Source organism: Flectobacillus sp., assembly GCF_049240685.1.
GTDB lineage: Bacteria > Bacteroidota > Bacteroidia > Cytophagales > Spirosomataceae > Flectobacillus.
In genome coordinates this window covers 1-18,506 of sequence record NZ_JBMLSD010000108.1, presented here as the reverse complement: position 1 = coordinate 18,506, position 18,506 = coordinate 1, and the positions used below count along the sequence as shown (strand labels likewise).

The 18,506-nt window shown below is 37.8% G+C and carries 14 protein-coding genes; 9 read left to right on the top strand and 5 right to left on the bottom strand.

Translation table 11 applies throughout. From position 1 onward, the window contains the following. Nucleotides 1-194 precede the first annotated feature (194 nt). Entirely contained in the window at nucleotides 195-2,147 is a 1,953-nt protein-coding gene (locus ACOVQ4_RS04875) for a helix-turn-helix domain-containing protein (protein WP_421819531.1), read from the top strand. Between the two features lie 640 nt (nucleotides 2,148-2,787). Here ACOVQ4_RS04875 and ACOVQ4_RS04870 read toward each other — a convergent pair. Next, on the bottom strand, nucleotides 2,788-2,961 hold the full coding sequence (locus ACOVQ4_RS04870) for a hypothetical protein (RefSeq protein ID WP_421819530.1): 174 nt from the start codon (nucleotides 2,959-2,961) through the stop codon (nucleotides 2,788-2,790). Nucleotides 2,962-2,978: 17 nt separating this feature from the next. Here ACOVQ4_RS04870 and ACOVQ4_RS04865 point away from each other — a divergent pair, with 17 nt between their 5' ends. The 5 genes from ACOVQ4_RS04865 to ACOVQ4_RS04845 all read left to right on the top strand — a co-directional run bounded on the left by ACOVQ4_RS04865 (nucleotide 2,979) and on the right by ACOVQ4_RS04845 (nucleotide 12,096). Beyond that, a complete protein-coding gene (locus ACOVQ4_RS04865; RefSeq protein WP_421819529.1) occupies nucleotides 2,979-5,969 on the top strand; it encodes a SusC/RagA family TonB-linked outer membrane protein in 2,991 nt (996 codons plus the stop codon). Between the two features lie 70 nt (nucleotides 5,970-6,039). Further along, a complete protein-coding gene (locus ACOVQ4_RS04860; protein WP_421819528.1) occupies nucleotides 6,040-7,629 on the top strand; it encodes a RagB/SusD family nutrient uptake outer membrane protein in 1,590 nt (529 codons plus the stop codon). A 312-nt stretch (nucleotides 7,630-7,941) separates the two neighbouring features. Then, the gene (locus ACOVQ4_RS04855; RefSeq protein ID WP_421819527.1) at nucleotides 7,942-9,255 is read left to right on the top strand and encodes a SusE domain-containing protein; all 1,314 of its coding nucleotides are present in this window, start codon (nucleotides 7,942-7,944) and stop codon (nucleotides 9,253-9,255) included. 157 nt (nucleotides 9,256-9,412) lie between these two features. After that, complete coding sequence (locus tag ACOVQ4_RS04850) at nucleotides 9,413-10,957, top strand: alpha-amylase family glycosyl hydrolase (RefSeq protein ID WP_421819526.1); 1,545 nt, start codon at nucleotides 9,413-9,415, stop codon at nucleotides 10,955-10,957. 374 nt (nucleotides 10,958-11,331) lie between these two features. Further along, on the top strand, nucleotides 11,332-12,096 hold the full coding sequence (locus tag ACOVQ4_RS04845) for an SDR family oxidoreductase (RefSeq protein WP_421819532.1): 765 nt from the start codon (nucleotides 11,332-11,334) through the stop codon (nucleotides 12,094-12,096). Nucleotides 12,097-12,532: 436 nt separating this feature from the next. Here the strand turns inward: ACOVQ4_RS04845 and ACOVQ4_RS04840 are convergent, their stop codons facing one another. The 4 genes from ACOVQ4_RS04840 to ACOVQ4_RS04825 all read right to left on the bottom strand — a co-directional run bounded on the left by ACOVQ4_RS04840 (nucleotide 12,533) and on the right by ACOVQ4_RS04825 (nucleotide 15,308). Next, nucleotides 12,533-13,201 (bottom strand): DUF1361 domain-containing protein, encoded by a 669-nt coding sequence (locus tag ACOVQ4_RS04840; RefSeq protein ID WP_421819525.1) that lies wholly within the window; start codon nucleotides 13,199-13,201, stop codon nucleotides 12,533-12,535. 428 nt (nucleotides 13,202-13,629) lie between these two features. Further along, a complete protein-coding gene (locus ACOVQ4_RS04835; protein ID WP_421819524.1) occupies nucleotides 13,630-13,941 on the bottom strand; it encodes a hypothetical protein in 312 nt (103 codons plus the stop codon). A 435-nt stretch (nucleotides 13,942-14,376) separates the two neighbouring features. Beyond that, a complete protein-coding gene (locus ACOVQ4_RS04830) occupies nucleotides 14,377-14,676 on the bottom strand; it encodes a winged helix-turn-helix domain-containing protein (RefSeq protein WP_421819523.1) in 300 nt (99 codons plus the stop codon). 14 nt (nucleotides 14,677-14,690) lie between these two features. Continuing rightward, nucleotides 14,691-15,308 carry a hypothetical protein gene (locus ACOVQ4_RS04825; RefSeq protein WP_421819522.1) on the bottom strand — a complete coding sequence of 206 codons (618 nt, stop codon included), beginning with the start codon at nucleotides 15,306-15,308 and terminating at the stop codon, nucleotides 14,691-14,693. A 173-nt stretch (nucleotides 15,309-15,481) separates the two neighbouring features. On the opposite strand from ACOVQ4_RS04825, the gene ACOVQ4_RS04820 reads away from it, so the two are divergent. The 3 genes from ACOVQ4_RS04820 to ACOVQ4_RS04810 all read left to right on the top strand — a co-directional run. Further along, nucleotides 15,482-16,204, top strand: a complete 723-nt coding sequence (locus ACOVQ4_RS04820; RefSeq protein ID WP_421819521.1) for an OmpA family protein — start codon at nucleotides 15,482-15,484, stop codon at nucleotides 16,202-16,204. A 243-nt stretch (nucleotides 16,205-16,447) separates the two neighbouring features. Next, on the top strand, nucleotides 16,448-17,206 hold the full coding sequence (locus ACOVQ4_RS04815; RefSeq protein ID WP_421819520.1) for a hypothetical protein: 759 nt from the start codon (nucleotides 16,448-16,450) through the stop codon (nucleotides 17,204-17,206). 101 nt (nucleotides 17,207-17,307) lie between these two features. Continuing rightward, nucleotides 17,308-18,506: C1 family peptidase (locus ACOVQ4_RS04810; protein WP_421819519.1), on the top strand; the 1,199-nt coding region annotated here is incomplete at its 3' end.

Genomic DNA, 18,506 nt, shown 5'->3' with positions numbered 1-18,506 from the left:
TTTCACTGCTGGTGTGTACGAATTAGGTATCGAAAAATAGAGCTCAGTAAAATTTGATGATAGGTTTCTAACACACCTCCAGCATGGCTTTAGAAAAATCTGCCCCCTATTCACCTCAATGGAATTAAAATAATCCCTAATTTTGTTCTATTCGTGCAAGTCTGCTTGGTGTGTTGTTTAGATTACCGATTATTATGAAGTTTCAAAAAATTATTTTTAGTACAATATATTTACTCTTGTTAGGTCCTTGGCTATATGCGCAACTCAGAATTGAAGTGCATATTCCCGCTCAGGACCGTTCAAGAAATATTCCTATTTTTATTGCTTGTAGTTTCAACAACTGGTCTCCTGGCGACCCTAATTTTAGATTAGAAGCCATTAGCGCCGACACTTATGCCATTGAGCTTCCTCAAGCACCATCTTATTTTGAATACAAATTCACCCAAGGGTATTGGACCCAAGTAGAAGGTGATTCACAAGGACATAGCCGCCCAAATCGAGTATATGATAGACTGAAAGAGCAAAATCCACAACTTTTGAGTCTTCAAATCGAGGGATGGGAAGCTCGTCCTACCTATCGTTTTTATATCAAAAGCCTTCCTAAAAATACGCCTCAAGATGCGAGTATTTATATTGCTGGAAACTTCAATAATTGGGACCCAGGCAATGAAAGTTACAAACTTCAAAAGCAGTTTGATGGAACTTATCGGGTAACGGTTTCTACAGAATTGGAAAAACTAGAATACAAATTTACGAGAGGAAATTGGGAAACAGTAGAAGGCCAAGAGAACGGTAAAGCTTGTCCAAACCGCACTTTGTATCGCAAAAGTGACTTTAGACTGGAAGAAATTCCCGTTGATATAAAAGGTTGGGAAGACCTAACGGGCACATTCAATTTTTATTCGATTTACGATTTACTTATTCTTTTTTCGGCATTTCAATGTATTTTGCTATTGGTGGCAATTCCAACTATGCAAGACTACAATCGCAAGGCCAACCAATGGCTATTACTTTCTATTGCATTTACAGCTATTGTCTTGATTATGAAAACTTTAACAGGATACAGAGTAGTAGCCGAGCAGTACAGTCGCCTGTTGTTAATTCCTGATTTTGCTTTGTTTTTGTATGCCCCTTTATTCTATTTTTATTTACAAAAACTCCTTTTCAAAACACCTCAAATGCCTGTAAAATGGTGGTTACATTTCGTACTACCAATCTTGCAAATATTGGTTTATATGCCTTTTATGTTGCTGAGTTCAAAAGAATTACTGATTAAGCTATTAAACAAAGAGCAAGACCTTCATCTGGTGTCAGTTATTGCAGGAACTATCTCATGGTTTGTCAATATATTCTACTGGTTTATCAACTGGAAATCAATCGAGGGCTATAACAAACAATACCCCAATCAAGCCTCCAATGAACAAAATACCGATTATTTACATACCGTATTAATCCTTCAGGCGATTTGCCTTCTTTTATGGGCTTTTACGGGCTTGTTGGTTTTTGGTCAGCGATTCTTTGAGTGGGATACTGTTTTACTGGCAGACAAGAGTATCGATATTATCTGGCTGGCATTTTCGGCGATTCCCTATTTCTTGGGATATTTTGCCATTCACCAACCTGAGATTTTCAAAATCGTCAAAACTAGTATTACTCAGGTCAATATTTTGCCGAATAAGGCATCAAATGATACGCCATCGATATTGTCTAAATTACCAGAAATTTCACCCGAAATCATACCTCAAACAGAAGAAACTCCTGTACAAGACATTGAAAAAGATGCCAATCATGAGCAACTAATTGCTAGTTGGAAGGAGAAAATTGATGAGTTTATGAACTCAGAAAAGCCCTACACCAATGTAGGACTTACTTTGAATGAGTTGGCGGGTATGTTGAAAATAACGCCACATTTGCTTTCGAAGGTAATCAATGAAGCTTATCAAAAAAACTTTTTTGACTTTATCAATTCCTACAGAATCGAGGAGTTTAAAATTCGTTTTGAAGACCCACGAAACCGACAATTTACCATGTTGGCCATTGCGTTTGATGTAGGTTTTAATTCGAAAACCGCTTTTAACCGTGCCTTCAAAAAAATGACCTCCCAAAGCCCAAGAGAATATTTCTTTGATTCCCGTGTGGAGGAATAAAATTATGATGGTTTGTCTCCATTAATTGCACAAAATTAGACGTATATGTTCGGGTTAAGGCGATAGGCATTAGGCAAATCGCTTTAACATCTTTATCAATAATCAAGGATATGCTTTTGCCCAAAGCTCATGGCTGAATGTTAAAAGCCCAATTATCAGCATTTCCATATTCTCTTCAATTGCCATTTGTACAATTCCATCACTTTCTTGGTTTAAGTGGATATCCATAAAGATATCCCGTATCTTTGCAGTCTTTTTCAACTAAAAATGAGAAAAATCTATCAAAAATAAGTACCATTTTATAAAGTGGACTACCCAAATAGTCATATAAAAGATTGAAAAACAACAAGTTGACTTTTATTTTAAAATAAATCTTCGAAAAGTACAAAATACATAAAGTGGGACGACTTGAGCAGTGAAAGCATAGTACTTTTGTAAGAAAATATTTGAAAATTTCTCACACTTAGAGAATTTACATTTTTATAAACTAAAACTATTTCTCTCGATTTTGAGAGTAATGTACCAATGAATTAATATGAAACTTATTTACTTCTTCAACACTAGTTCCCCAAAGATTCAACATCTTTTTGGGCAATTACTTTTTCGAATTACACTTCATTTTTTCATACATTTTCATTCCCTATCCCGAATGAAAAACTTTCAATTTATAAGGTGAAATCTCAAAACCAGCTCCTTTAAAAAGCTTTTGAGACTCTCCAAATTCAATCCAATTATATTTTTCTGTAATGATGGAGTCGGCAAAAGTACTGCCGCTGATAGCTCCTTGATTACCTTTTTTAAACCAATAATCCATTAACCAATTTCAATTTTATGTTTCAACAGAACTACGGAGAAGAATTAAAAAATTCTCGTTCGGAAGCTAGATTTTCTTTCGGTAAGAAACTCTGGCTATTGATGATGTTTAGCTGGGTGAGCGTAGCAGCTTTTGCTCAAAACAAGGTGACGGGTACTGTAAAAGATGCCAAAGATGGTTCGCCCCTGCCGGGAGTAACTGTTCAAGTAAAAGGCCAGACAAAAGGTACTCAAACAACAGGTGATGGTAAATACCAAATCAATGTCGCTGATAACACGGTATTGGTATTTAGTTTCATCGGAAAAGCAACAAAAGAAGTAACAGTAGGTAGCCAGACTGTAATCGACGTGAACCTTGACGATGATGTAAAAACATTGGGAGAGGTTGTGGTAATTGGTTATGGTTCGCAAAAGAAAAAAGACTTGACTGGTTCGGTTGCGGCCATTAACTCAGAAGATTTTAACAAAGGTAACATTGCTTCGCCAGACCAATTGGTTGTAGGTAAAGTAGCAGGGGTTCAAATCACCTCAAACGGTGGTGCGCCAGGTGCTGGTAGTACAATCCGTATTCGTGGAGGTGCCTCTTTGAATGCCAACAACGACCCACTTATCGTAATTGACGGCGTGCCTTTGGACAACTCAGGTATTTCTGGTGCGCCAAGTGCCTTGAGTTTGATTAACCCGAACGACATTGAGTCGATGAACATTTTGAAAGATGCTTCGGCCACCGCAATTTATGGTTCACGTGCTTCAAACGGGGTTATTTTGATTACCACTAAAAAAGGAAGTAAAAACGGTGGCTTGAAGGTAAATTTCAGTTCGCAAGCTTCATTGGCGCAAAGCACAGGTTTTACAAAAGTGCTTTCGGCTGACCAATTCCGTACTATGATTAATGAAAAAGGTACGGCTGCTCAAATCGCTGTTTTGGGTCAAGCTAATACCAACTGGCAAGAACAAATTTACCGTAATGCCTTAAGTACCGATAATAACTTAAGCGTTTCGGGTTCTTTGAAAAGTGTTCCTTTCCGTGTATCGGTAGGTTATACCAACCAAGATGGTATCTTGAAAACTTCTAATATGGGTCGTACTTCTGCCTCTATTGGTCTCTCTCCTACCCTTTTGAACAACCACTTGAAAATTGATATCAACTTGAAAGGCTCGAACGTTGACAATACTTTTGCTAACACAGGTGCTATTGGTGCGGCGATCGCTTTTGACCCAACTCAACCTGTATATTCAGGCAATAACAACTACGGTGGCTATTGGGAATGGCTGAACTCAGACGGAAAACCTAATACGATTGCACCACGCAACCCAGTGGGTTTATTGAACCAAACTAGCGATAAAAGTACTGTACAACGTAGTATTGGTAATATTCAGTTGGATTACAAATTCCATTTCTTGCCAGAATTGCGTGCCAATGTAAACGCAGGTTATGATGTGAGTAAAAGTGACGGAACAAGATTTGTTCCTGCAACAGCGGCGGCTAGCTTTAGCACAGCAGGTGAGAAAACGGTTTATACTCAAAATAAGACCAACAAATTGTTTGACTTTTATTTGAACTATGCCAAAGAATTAAAAGAAATCAAAAGTAGAATTGATGTAATGGCTGGTTACGAATATCAAGATTTCATGACTGAAAGTACTAATATCAGAACCAACGCGGAAGGCTCAACGACTTATACTAACAGCCCATATCAAACACAAAATACCTTGGTATCATTCTTCGGTCGTATGAACTACACTTTTGATGAGGCGTATTTATTGACTTTTACTGTTCGTAGAGACGGTTCTTCGAGATTTAGCCCAGACAATCGTTGGGGTACCTTCCCATCAGCTGCATTTGCTTGGAAATTGAATGAAATGTCTTTCTTGAAAAACTCTAATACCATTTCTGAATTGAAACTTCGTGTGGGTTATGGTATTACTGGTCAGCAGGATATTGGTCAAAACTATGCGTATTTGCCAAGATATACAGCTTCATTAGACAATGCTCAGTACCAATTAGGTAATACTTTCTATACAACATTACGTGCAGAAGGTTATGACGCAAATATCAAATGGGAACAAACAGCAACCTCTAATGCAGGTATTGACTTTGCTTTCAAAAAAGCAAGACTATCGGGTAGCATTGACTATTACTACAAAAATACAACCAACTTGTTGAACGTAATTCCTGTAGCAGTAGGTACAAACTTGACAAACCAATTGTTGACAAACGTTGGTTCAATGGAAAACCAAGGGGTTGAATTAGCCTTGAACTACAACCCAATTCATACCGATAAATTTGACTGGAATGTGGCTTTCAACGCTACATACAATGTTAACAAAATCACCAAATTGACCAACAACAATGACCCTTCTTACCAAGGCGTGCTAGTTGGCGGTATTGCAGGTGGTGTAGGTAGTACTATCCAAATCCATTCAGTTGGTTATCCTGCTTATTCATTCTACGTATTACAACAAGCTTATGATGCAAACGGTAAGCCTATCGAAGGAGTTTATGTTGATAGAAACGGTGACGGAATTATCAACGTTGATGACCAATATCGTTACAAAAACCCAGCGCCAAAAGTATTCTTAGGGTTCAACTCTCAGATGACATATGACAACTGGAGCTTTGGTTTTGTGTTGAGAGGTAACATTGGTAATTACGTGTACAACAACGTAAAATCTTCGAACGGAGCCTATATCAACTTTCAAGGCTCTAACGGATATATCGCCAACCTTTCGCCAAGTGTATTCGATTCTCAATTTGCGAAAAACCAATTTTTCTCAGATTACTACATGGAAAATGCTTCATTCTTGAGAATGGAAAACATTACTTTGGGCTATACCTTCAAGAAATTCTTGGGTAATAAAGTAAATATGCGCTTGAATGCCACAGCACAAAACGTATTTACAATTACCAAATACACAGGCTTGAACCCAGAAGTTGCAGGAGGTATCGACAACAACGTGTATCCAGTGCCACGTACTTACTCATTAGGTTTGAATATCGGTTTTTAATCCTTTCAATCTAAGGGCGATCACAACAACTTAAATTTCCTATTCAAGTATTATTTAAGAATACAAAGAAATGAAAACAAGATTTTTCAAAAATATAGCATTATTCGGAGGGTTAGCAGCTAGTTTATTGCTTAACTCATGTACGGGTGATCTCGACAGAACTCCTTTTATTGAAGTAACATCGGCTACTGTGTACAACGACCCAGCAGCCTACAAACAAGCCGCTGCAAAATTATACGCAGGATTGGCACTCACAGGTCAAGAGGGACCAGCTGGAAAGCCTGATTTGGGTGGTATCGACGAAGGTTTCTCTAGCTACTTGCGTCAGTACTGGCAATTACAGGAACTTCCAACCGACGAAGCTGTAATTGCTTGGGGTGATGCAGGTTTGCCAGAAATGAATACCATGCAATGGTCTTCAAACAACCCATTCGTAAGAGGTTTGTACAACCGTATTTTCTACCAAATTGCTGCGTGTAACGAATATATCCGCGAAGCAAGCGATGCCAAATTAAGTAGCCGTGGTGTTACAGGAACTAACTTAACTGAAGTAAAATACCTTCGTACAGAGGCTCGTTTCTTGCGTGCTCTGAGCTACTGGCATGCCTTGGATATGTTTGGAGGAAATGTTCCTTTTGTAACAGAAGCTGATGCCATTGGCTCTACATTGCCAAAGCAAACCAACGCTTCTGCTTTGTTTACTTATATCGAAACAGAATTGAAGGCTATTGAACCTGATATGATGGATGCTCGTAAAAATGAGTATGCTCGTGCCGACAAAGCTGCTGTTTGGATGCTATTAGCCAAATTGTATTTGAATGCCGAAGCTGCTGGCGTTGGAGCAAAATATGCAGATGCTGCGACTTATGCGAAAAAAGTAATCGATGCAGGTTATACGCTAGAGTCGAAATACACAAATCTTTTCAGAACTGACAACAACAATTCCAAAGAAATCATCTTCCCTGTAGCATTTGATGGGGTTCATACAAAAACTTGGGGTGGTATGACATTCCTAGTTCATGCTCCTGTTGGTGGTTCTATGTCGGCATCATCGTTTGGTATCGATGGTGGCTGGGGTGGTTTGCGTACCACAAAAGCCTTTGTAAGTCTATTTGCTGACCCATCTGGCAAAACTGATAGTCGTGCGATGTTTTATACAGACGGACAAAAATTGGAAATTGAAGATTTAACTCAATTCTCAAATGGGTATGCTATTACAAAATGGAAAAATATTTCTTCAACAGGTGCGCAAGGTTCTGATATTGTACATCCCGACACCGATTACCCAATGTTTCGCTTGGCAGATGCTTATTTGATTTATGCGGAGGCGGCAGCTCGTGGTGCTGGCGATCGTACATTGGCTTTACAATACATCAATGCGCTTCGTACTCGTGCTTACGGAAATACCAGCGGAAATATTTCTGCAGCTCAATTAACTGCTGACTTTGTCTTGGATGAGCGTGCTCGTGAATTATACTGGGAAGGTTCTCGTCGTACCGACTTGATTCGTTTCAACAAATATACGTCGGCTTCGTATGTATGGCCTTGGAAAGGTGGTGTAAAAGATGGTAAATCAGTAAGTGATTTCTTGAAAGTTTATCCAATTCCATCTACAGACCTTACCGCTAATCCAAACTTGAAGCAAAATACAGGATACTAAGGAGTGAAGAATTTTGAGTGTGGAGTTTTGAGTTTTTGATATGTTCAAGGCTCCACACTCAAAAATATCAAAGCTTCATAATGAAGTAAGAGGAAAGATTAAAGGAATAAACATAATTCAAAATTTGGCATTCGGCTTTCAGCTATTGGCATTCGGCAAAATATTTCCTATAAATTCTAAAAAGTTTTTTTGCTTAATGTCTAATAATATACTTCTGATAATGAGTGCATTCCGATAACCGATATACTTTTAACCAATAACTTCCTTTTATTATCCTGATAATAGTCAACTTTAACATAATTGGACTCAGAAATGAAAAAGATATTTAGTACTTCTTTAATCGTTATGGCTTCGCTATTTGTTTTCACCTCTTGTGAAAAAGAAGAAGAAAAAGCCATCTTGAATACGAACGCCGTACCGTCGATTCAACTTTCAGCAAACACGGTGGTGCTAACCAAAGATAATGCTGACAAAGATGCAGTAACGCTATCATGGCCAAAACCAGACTATGGATTTTCGGCAGCTGCCTCATACACTATTTTAATTGATAAAAAAGGAGGAACATTCGTTGCTCCTGTATCAATCACCACTAATACAGCCTTGACTAAAACATTCAAAACCTCAGAATTGAATGCTATTTTAATCAAATTGGGTTTGGTTGCAGGTACTGCTGGAGATATCGATATCCGTGTGGTATCTAACGTAGGTGATAATACTTCAAAAACAACCTTCACTTCGCCAACAATTTCTTTGAAAGCAACCCCATATTTGGATAAGCTTGATTTATCTACCATCTGGGGCGTAGTTGGCAGTGCAACAACCAATGGATGGAATGGCCCAGATATGCCTTTCTACAAAACTGACAAAACGGATGAAATCGTTGCTTATGTAACTTTGTTAGATGGTGAAATCAAATTCCGTAGCAACAACAAATGGGATGTAAACTATGGCGATGATGGCGCTAATGGTACACTAGAAGCTGGTGGTGCAAACATCAAAGTAACAGCAGGTACCTACAAAATCACCTTCAATACCGCTTCATTGACCTATACAATCGAGAAATATGCTTGGGGATTGGTAGGAAGCGCCACGCCTAGCGGTTGGAATGCACCAGATGTACCTCTAACTTACGACCCAACTACCGATACTTGGAAAGCAACAGCTTTCTTGAAGGCCGGTGAAATCAAAATACGCAAAAACGAAGATTGGGGCGTAAACTATGGTGGTTCAGGCGGTACTCTCGTGCTTGGTGGCGATAATATTGCGGTTACAGAAGGAAATTACAATATTACCATCGACTTCAAGAAAATGAAATTTACGGTTGAAGCTACTAAACCTTGGGGTATTGTAGGTGATGCAACGCCAAACGCTTGGAATGGTCCAGACGTAAAATTCCGTCCTGATTTTGTAACAGAAAATGTGTTCGTAATCGATAACGTAACACTTGGAACAGGCGAAATCAAGTTCCGTTACAACGATGCATGGGCTGTAAACTACGGCGATGATGGTGCTGATGGAAATTTGGAAGCTGGCGGTGCTAACATCAAAGTAACGGCAGGTAAATATCAAATCGTCCTAGATTTGTCCAATGCTAGCAAACCAAAATATACGTTGACGAAAAGATAAAATCCATCTTTACGCTTTGTTAGAGCCATATAAACTATTGTAGATTTTTGATTTTGGAGAAATAGATTTTCTTCTATTTTTCCAAAATCAAAATCTATAATAATTACAAACTCATTTAAAAAGCTCTAATTTCTCATCAAAAATCCCTTTATCCTTCATGAAAAAGATATTCCTATTGGGCGCAATTTTGCTCAATACCTTACAGTCTTTTGCCCAAACCAAAACGCCAGAGGTATGTTATGAGATTTTTGTTCGCTCATTTGCAGACTCCAATGGTGATGGCATCGGTGACATCAACGGGATTACTTCCAAATTGGATTACCTCAAATCACTGGGTGTAGATGCGCTCTGGTTGACTCCCGTAAGCAAATCTCCTTCTTACCATAAATACGACGTAGTCGATTACAAATCTATTGACCCCGAATTTGGTACGATTGACGACTACAAAAAACTCATTGCCGAGGCGCATAAACGTAAAATCAAGATTATCAAAGACTTTGTTATCAATCATACCAGCGATAAACATCCATGGTTTTTGGAAGCAAAAAAAGGAAAATCAAACCCTTATCGTGACTATTATGTATGGATGACCCCAAAAATGATTGATTCTTTGGGTATTGCTACACGCGAGCAAGCGGGCGGTTCTTGGGAAGTTACTCCTTGGCACTTTGCTAATCAAGGAGATACCGAAAAGTACTACGCATTGTTTTGGGGTGGTATGCCCGATTTGAATTATGATAATCCTAAAGTTCGTAGAGAAGTTTACGAGGCAGCAAAGTTTTGGTTAAAAGAAGTGGGAATAGACGGCTTCCGCCTCGATGCAGCCAAACATATTTATCCTGATTGGGAGGCCGAAAAATGTCATGCTTTCTGGCAAGAATTTCGCAAAGAAATGACTGCCGTAAAACCTGATGTCTATATCGTGGGTGAAGTTTGGACTTCAGCTGATAAGGTTGCCCCGTATTTCAAGGGCTTGCCTGCTAATTTTCATATCGACGAAGGTTTTGCCATACAAAAAGTAGTCAAAGATGGAAAAGATGATAATTTGATTCAAAAAATCTTGGCTGACTACAAAGCATTTGGCTCTCAAAATCCTGATTTCATCGACGCAACTATCATCGACAACCATGACCAAGACCGAATCGGTACAGTAATGAACGACGATGTCAACAAAATGAAAGTAGCGGCCCAATTGCTTCTTTCCTTACCAGGACAGCCATACATTTATTATGGCGAAGAACTAGGGATGTTGGGCAAAAAACCTGATGAAAATATTCGTGAGCCATTCCTTTGGGAAAAAGAGGCTAATGACAAGGCTCGTACCAAATGGATGAAACCTGTTTTTACCACTGAAAAAACAGTAAAGCCTCTTTCTGAACAAATCAAAGACCCAAATTCTGTTTTTAATACTTACAAAAATCTAATTGCTTTCCGCAAAAGTCAACCCGCGATGCGCCAGGTAATTCGTCCGAATTTACAAGAAAGTGCTATCAAACAGGAAGGAATTTTAGCTTTTGTCAGAAATCATCCTTCGGGCAACTTATTGGTGATTCATAACCTTACAGGTAATGCACAAAATATCCAATTGCCTTTGTCAGAACAAAAATATAAGACCACAATATTCACTACTTCAGGCAAAAAAGGTGCTATCAACTCAGCAAAAGTTACCATTCCTGCTTTTGGAATGGTGGTGTTGAAATAGCCTTCTGGAAATACATCATCTTTGGGTGATAAAGAACTAAAATATAATTGGTACAAAAGGAATAGTTTACACCTAATAAAAAGCCATCCAACTGGGTGGCTTTTTGTATTTTTCTAATAAAGCAAAAAATCGCACACAATTAGCATTTTGTTGGGTTATTCACTTTACACTTATCCGATTTCGAACAAAATGCCAAACCGAAAACGTTTACAAAAAAAAATCCTAAAAAATCTCAAAGCAAAGTTTGTTAGTTCTACATAATTGTCACAACTTCCCTTAAGAACCTCTCAAACCCGTCGCTAAGACTACAAAAATTGAGATATAGTTTCGAAAAATATTTTCAAGAAAATATAACTTTTTTAAGAACCATGAGTATCCTCCAAATGTTTGATTTAACAGGAAAAGTAGCCTTAGTGACAGGCTGTAAAAAAGGAATCGGTAAAGCAATGGCTTTGGCTTTGGCAGAAGCTGGCGCTGATATTATTGGTGTTTCGGCATCTTTAGAATTAAGCGGTAGCCAAGTAGAAAAAGAAGTACTAGCTTTGGGACGTAATTTCAAAGCCTACCAAGCTGATTTTGGCAAGCGTGATTCTTTATACAGTTTTATCGAACAAGTAAAATCAGATTTTCCTGTCATTGATATTTTGGTAAATAATGCAGGTTCTATTTTACGCAAACCAGCGGCAGAACACCCAGACGAATATTGGGATGAAATCATGGAAATTAACCTCAATTCGCAGTTTGTTATCACACGCGAAATCGGTAAATCTATGATTGAGCGTGGTAGTGGAAAAGTAATTTTTACTGCTTCATTGTTGACTTTCCAAGGTGGTATCAACGTGCCAGGATATGCAGCTAGTAAAGGTGCCATTGGTAGCTTGACCAAAGCATTCGCTAACGAATGGGCAAGCAAGGGCGTAAATGTAAATGCAATCGTGCCAGGATATATCGCCACCGACAATACCGAAGCGCTTCGCAACGACCCAGAACGTTCGGCCTCTATATTGAGCCGTATCCCTGCCAACCGTTGGGGTACTCCAGATGACTTCAAAGGCGCTACTTTATTCTTAGCTTCTCAAGCGTCGTCGTATGTACACGGGAGCACGCTTATTGTAGACGGCGGCTGGATGGGAAGATAATTAAGTGCGGAGTTTTGAGTTTTGAGTGCTGAGTTTTGAAAAATTAAGTGTTGAAAAAATGAGTCATCTCTAATTGAGTGACTGAGTGATTGAGCGATTTAGTGATTATTTTTAATAGGTATTTCTGATTATTGGACAAAATTGAAGTTCCTAGTTCAAGACTTAGTCTTGGACTTACTTTTTTAAACAGTTTAAAACTGTTTAAAAAAAATCAGTAACAAAGTCCAAACATCTGAATCTCCCATTCTCGTTTTGTTCAGTAATCTGATGAATTTTACTAGTAAAATCTAGCATTGTAGCATCAAAAAGCGGTCGGGAAATATTTTCCGACTGCTTTTTGATGAAAACTTGGAGAATAATCCCAATCTTAAAATTCGGGACGACTCATGTTTTAACATAATCACTCAATTCCACACTAAAAACTCAACATTCAGCATTATAACTCCTCCTCCTCGCCTGCCAAGCTCCATATCATAACATAACAAAAAGCTACAAAAAGGCCATATTCCACTACAAACATCCACGTAATTCGATAAGTCATCGATCGTAATACATACTCCACAAGTGAGAAGGGTTGTGCAACGATATCCCAAGAATTCCATCTTTCAATTCTTCCTAAATAAATCCCATAGCCCGACAAAGCGATTGAAATGACAAGGGCCAACCAACTGAGTCTCTCAGAGGTATGTTTTGCCCACAACTGCTTTATCCAATACATAGAAATCATTCCGGCCAATAAAGCCGACATAGCATATCCGAAGAAAGTTAACTGTTCGTGCCAATACAAACCAGAATCATATTGCGGAAAAAGATGTACAAAATCGGTTATGATATAGGGAGAGTTTGGGAAAAATGCCAGCCAAACCAAACTAGTAATGACCAATTTAGTCATGGAAACCTTCCCTTCGTCCGACTGTCGCTGCAACCAAATCACACAAAAAAGTGGTATCCAAGCCAAGAACAAATTCCAATTGATACCCCACATATATAAGTCCGAATATACTACAACTCGAGTAGCAAAAAGTAAGACAGCAAAGCCAGACATGAACATCAAGGAGAGAATAACTCTCTCCTTGCGTTTTGAAATGAATAATTTTTTAAACATAAATTAAAAGTACTTTGAATTACAAAGTTTATAAATAAAAAAATAGATAGTGTAAAAACTAGATACTAGGCTTGCTCAGTCCTTGAAAAAGGGAATAAAATCGAGCAAAAATCAAGTGTCTATTCATGAGAACTAAATTGTATTTTATGCTTTAGGCTATATGCTTTAGGCTATATGCTAAAGGCATTAGGTGAAATTTATTAATTTACAAGCGATACTTTTAGCTAAAAGAAGCTCTGTTACAAGGATTAAAATTTATCATTTACTCATCCTTAATCCATAGAAACATTTTAGCAAAGTACACATATCTGACTGCCGAAAGTCTAATAATTAAAAATGGAAAATATTGAGAATGAAAAATTGACATTCACAATTCATAATTCAGCATTGATATATTACCAAAATAAGTAGAATATGAAAAGGCTGTGTTAGTTTCCAGCAAAAGGAGTTCCAAAAATACCGACTGCCAATTCTGCCCAAATCAAGAAAAAGATGATAAATAGAACAGCTCCAGCAATAAATCTTGCCTTAAAGGTTCGAAACTTTCTCAATAAAAGCTCAAGCGTAGCGCCTGTACCACAAAGTAGAATACCTGCCACAATAAAGTCAAATATCGACCATTGAACTTCGTTGGTAAACTGCATCGCGATGAGAGGTATCAGTAAAAGCGATAAGGCTCCTCCCAAAATTAAAGCCATTCTCCTATCTGGAGTCAGCTCAAAGAAACGATTTTTGTCCATAAGAAATTGATTTAAATAAGTAATAAGTACTAACGCAAAATAATTTTTAATTTTTGAGCCTTCGGCTTTCAGCTTTGGGCATTAGGCAAAACATATCTATCGTGACTAAACAACATTTTAACACTCTTTGCCTTGTGCATGTTGCCTTGTCCCAAAACACATAAATTAATGCTTATTCTGCATGATTACCTAATACAAAATAAAATTCAAGTTATATCCCTAGGTACGAAGCAACAGGTATTAGGCAAAGAGTTTTAAAATATTTATTATAAAGAAAGAAATGATATTTTCCAACGCCCATCCCGAAAGCCTAAAGCACAAAAATTAATAATACCGACATGCTTCACCACAAGTTAATTATCTGACTATGAGCAATATAAAACAATCGACTCCCTATTAACTGATAACTTTTTTACTTAACTCAAAACTCCACGCTTACTTCATTCCTTTTACTAATTCCTCTAAGGCAGCCAAATGGCTTTGAAATGCCTCTCTCCCCTCCTGCGTTACTTGAAAAGCTGTATTTGGTTTTTTTCCGATAAAACTTTTACGTACTAGGATAAACTGCTCTTTTTCTAAAGCAGCAATATGTGAAGCCAAGTTCCCATCTGTTAGTGCCAAAGTTTCTTTTAGCTCGCCAAAATCAACCCAGTCGTTTACCATCAAAATTGACATTATCCCCAACCGAATCCGACTTTCAAAAGCTTTATTTAACTGTGTTATAAAGTTCTTCATTCTATCCTTCTATCCTAATTTTCGTACTTACGATAGAGTAAAATTCCATACAAAATATGTAAAACTCCAAATCCAAAAGCCCAAAAGAACAATCCTATGTAATAATCATTCATAAAACCAGAAATGATTCCCAAAACTACCTCGGCAACTCCTAAGTATCGAATATCATTGTAGGTGTACTTAGAAGCATTAATTAAAGCTAATCCGTAAAATAATAAGGTGGCTGAATCTATCAAATGTGGGGCATGCTGCAATAAAATGAGGCAAAATAGTCCTCCTGCAACAAGCGGTAACATCAGGTTGGCTAATAATCTCTTCGAAGCGGTATTCCAAAGTGTCTGATTATTTTTCTTAACTCTTCTATAGGTTAGCACAAAAGCGGCAACCAATGTTAAAATCAAGGCAGATATACCAATTTTTACTAAGTCCTCTAACAAGGCTTGATTCTCAAGCAAACGATTATAGCTTCCACTATAGTTATAATCTCTTGCAATCCGAAAATAGGCCAAACCAGAGGCTATTAAACCAAAGGTTCCTGCAAAAACGCCACTAAGTCCACTCAATGATAAAAATCTAGTGGAACGCTCCATCATGGCTCTGATTTCTGCAATGTCTTCTAAATGTTGATTCATATCTTATTCTAAAAAGTACTTTGAATTACAAAGTTTAAGATTAAAATAGAATTTCCAAAATTTCAATCTAATATTTTTTAAGAAAATGGAAAGATTTTTGTGGTTAGAGACTAAAACTAATACTTTAGAGTTGTCAAAACCTTTATTTGTTTGCCCAAACCCTTACCTATATCATGACGATAAAGCAAATTCTTATCCTTACCATTTTGCTCTTTACAGGCAATTCGATATTGGCACAAACGCCAAAAAGTAAAAAAGTAGTTACTCAATTTTTTGTTAAAGCTATCGACGAACATACAAAAGAAGAATTACCTGTTGAACTAGACATTAAACTTTACAAAGCAAACAAGACCTATCAGGCCAAAAATGAGCCGTTTTTGAGTCCTTTTATGTTTTTGCTTTACGAATCCGATACGGTAGAAGTTAAAAGTAAAGTTGACGGCTACTATTCCTACACCGAAATTCTGGTAGCTTCTTGCGATACCTGCCCTATTTATCAACATACGGTAACGATGGAAAAACGAAAACCGCTTTTTGAAAATGCCAAAGTAAATGATGTCGTAAAATTAGATAAAATCTATTTTGACCAAAGTAGCTTTATTCTTAGGAGTGATTCGTACCCTCAACTCGAAGAACTTTACAGAGCCTTAGAAACAAATCCGAAGCTCCGTATCGAAATCGCAGGGCATACCGATAATGTGGGAAATGCAAAACTGAACCAGTTGCTCTCAGAAAATAGAGCAAGGGTAATCAACAATTATTTAGTTGGAAAAGGCATAGATGCCAAAAGGTTAAAATTTGTGGGTTATGGACAAACCAAACCTGTGTCGCCGAATGATACCGAAGAAAATAAATCAAAAAATAGAAGGGTAGAATGTTTGGTATTGGCTAATTAGTAGAATTTACAAAATTGATAGTTCCCTTCCAAAGGTAAGATTGATTGCACCTACCCGAAAATCAGCGAGTCGGAATAGTAGAAATCTAACACGGGAGTTTCGGCTATCCTACGTATTTCTCACGCATCAGGATTTTTCTTCCTCTAATACAATACCTTACCATATTTAAAAAAAACAAAAATATCTTACTATATTGCAAAATAACACATAACTATATTTCTCTTTACACACAGCTTGCTATTTATGAAAACTAACAAAAGGACTACTTTTTGTATATTTAGTTATTTCATTTTAGGTGTTTTATCTTCCTTTGCTCAAAGTAAGGATTTATACACGCAGGAGAATAAATTTGTTAAACGATATACCACTCTCAGCAATGGTTCGGGAGATGCAGCGCAATTCGGAATAGATTTTAAAGCCTTTCTTTCTGCCAATCCCACTACGATTGACTTTCCGTTTAATAAATTAAAAAACAACTCATTTTACCTCACTACATCATCCGACGGCAATTTACGTCATTATGCTTGGGATACTTTCCAAGGAGGCTCTATGCATTTCTTTGATGAAATCTATCAGTGGAAAGATGGATCAAAAGTTTCATTAAAACAATCAAAATCCTCCGCCGAAGGTTCAAGTGGTGAGTTTTCATCTAAAATGTATACCATTAATATCCAAAATAAAAATCACTATCTGGTAGTCACAAATTCGATTTTTTCGAATCGAGACTCCCGTCAATCAGTGATAGCCTACGTCATTAACAATGGGAAGCTGGTACTTGCTCCTATTTTCAAAACAAAAACACAGTTACTCAGCAGAATTGATGTAGATTTTGATTTTTTCACAGTTGCTGACCGACCCGAACGCCCCCTCCAATTAATTACCTTTAATGATAAACAAGATATGCTTCTGATTCCAGTCGTTAACGAAAATGGTAAAGTAACTAAACGCAATATCATGTATATTTTCAACGGCTCTGTCTTGGAATATAAAGGTATAAAATAACAAAATTCTCCCTCTTGTTTTCCCATAAAGACGGGATTACTCTTGCTTTTAGAAAACTAATTATCCAAACTAAATCTTTCCAACCAATAAACTTTACCACTATGGCAAATAACCTAAGTAACAACGGTGGTTACCGTTACTTGGCTGCAAGTCCAAATGCAGAAGAATTCAAACCTTCCAAGCGCTCAAAGCAAAAACTACCACCCAAAGTAGACCTCCGCAAATACATGACTAAGGTCGAAAATCAAAAATCCTTAAGTAGTTGTACTGCCAACGCTACCGCTGGTGCTTATGAATACCTGGCCAAACGTCACCTAAAAAATCGTCAATTCGAGGTAAGTCGTTTGTTTGTGTACTATAACGCAAGACTTCGAGCTAGTAATGTTATCAAAGATGAAGGTAGTCATATCCAATATGCAGTAGAGAGTCTACATAAATTAGGAGCATGTACAGAAGATATCTGGCCTTATGAATTGAAAAAAGTAAATAACAAACCCAATAGTGCTAGTTATGATGAGGCGAGTTATTTTAAGGTTCAGAAATCTAAATATGTACCAACTGACCTAAAATCATGGAAACAAGCATTGGCCGAAGGATATCCAATAATTTTTGGAATTGCGCTTTTTGAAGGATTTGACAACTGCCAAAAATATGGGGGTGTCGTTCCTATGCCCTCGCCAGATGAAGCTTCTCGTGCAGCACACGGGCTTCATGCGATGCTTTGTGTGGGTTATTCTGAAGCAGATGAAATGTTTATTGTGCGTAATTCTTGGGGTGAAGAATGGGGCGATAAAGGATACTGCTACATGCCCTATCAGTATGTCATCAACGAAAAATTCAACTTGGGGGATAGTTGGATAATCAAGCGTACTAATCCTATTCCAGACTTTGAGGATACCTGGGTCAATGACAAAAAATCTATAATTGCCAAAAGCGGTGCGGCAAATGCAGCAAATCTTCCTGTATATTCAGCTGATGATTATGAAGATTTTGATGTTTGGACCATTTTCGAAGACGACCTAGTAGATGAATACGAAGAAATGGGCTGCGACGAATACGAAGAACTAGAATACATTGAAAGCGAACTAGACGAAGAAGAATACGACGAAGAGGAAGAAGATGCTGAAGACGAGGAAGAGTACGACGAGGAGGAAGAAGATGCTGAGGACGAAGAAGAGTACGACGAGGAGGAAGAAGAAACCGAAGACGAAGAAGAGTACGACGAGGAAGAAGATGCTGGAGACGAGGAAGAGTACGACGACGAGGAGGAAGAAGCTGAGGATGAGGAAGAGTACGACGA

Excerpts from the sequence above, each read along its gene's own strand:
- ACOVQ4_RS04860 (WP_421819528.1), top strand. The coding sequence starts at position 6,040 with ATGAAAACAAGATTTTTCAAAAATATAGCATTATTCGGAGGGTTAGCA.
- ACOVQ4_RS04870 (WP_421819530.1), bottom strand. The coding sequence starts at position 2,961 with ATGGATTATTGGTTTAAAAAAGGTAATCAAGGAGCTATCAGCGGCAGT.
- ACOVQ4_RS04825 (WP_421819522.1), bottom strand. The coding sequence starts at position 15,308 with ATGAATCAACATTTAGAAGACATTGCAGAAATCAGAGCCATGATGGAG.
- ACOVQ4_RS04855 (WP_421819527.1), top strand. The coding sequence starts at position 7,942 with ATGAAAAAGATATTTAGTACTTCTTTAATCGTTATGGCTTCGCTATTT.
- ACOVQ4_RS04850 (WP_421819526.1), top strand. The coding sequence starts at position 9,413 with ATGAAAAAGATATTCCTATTGGGCGCAATTTTGCTCAATACCTTACAG.
- ACOVQ4_RS04875 (WP_421819531.1), top strand. The coding sequence starts at position 195 with ATGAAGTTTCAAAAAATTATTTTTAGTACAATATATTTACTCTTGTTA.
- ACOVQ4_RS04835 (WP_421819524.1), bottom strand. The coding sequence starts at position 13,941 with ATGGACAAAAATCGTTTCTTTGAGCTGACTCCAGATAGGAGAATGGCT.
- ACOVQ4_RS04840 (WP_421819525.1), bottom strand. The coding sequence starts at position 13,201 with ATGTTTAAAAAATTATTCATTTCAAAACGCAAGGAGAGAGTTATTCTC.
- ACOVQ4_RS04815 (WP_421819520.1), top strand. The coding sequence starts at position 16,448 with ATGAAAACTAACAAAAGGACTACTTTTTGTATATTTAGTTATTTCATT.
- ACOVQ4_RS04830 (WP_421819523.1), bottom strand. The coding sequence starts at position 14,676 with ATGAAGAACTTTATAACACAGTTAAATAAAGCTTTTGAAAGTCGGATT.
- ACOVQ4_RS04865 (WP_421819529.1), top strand. The coding sequence starts at position 2,979 with ATGTTTCAACAGAACTACGGAGAAGAATTAAAAAATTCTCGTTCGGAA.
- ACOVQ4_RS04820 (WP_421819521.1), top strand. The coding sequence starts at position 15,482 with ATGACGATAAAGCAAATTCTTATCCTTACCATTTTGCTCTTTACAGGC.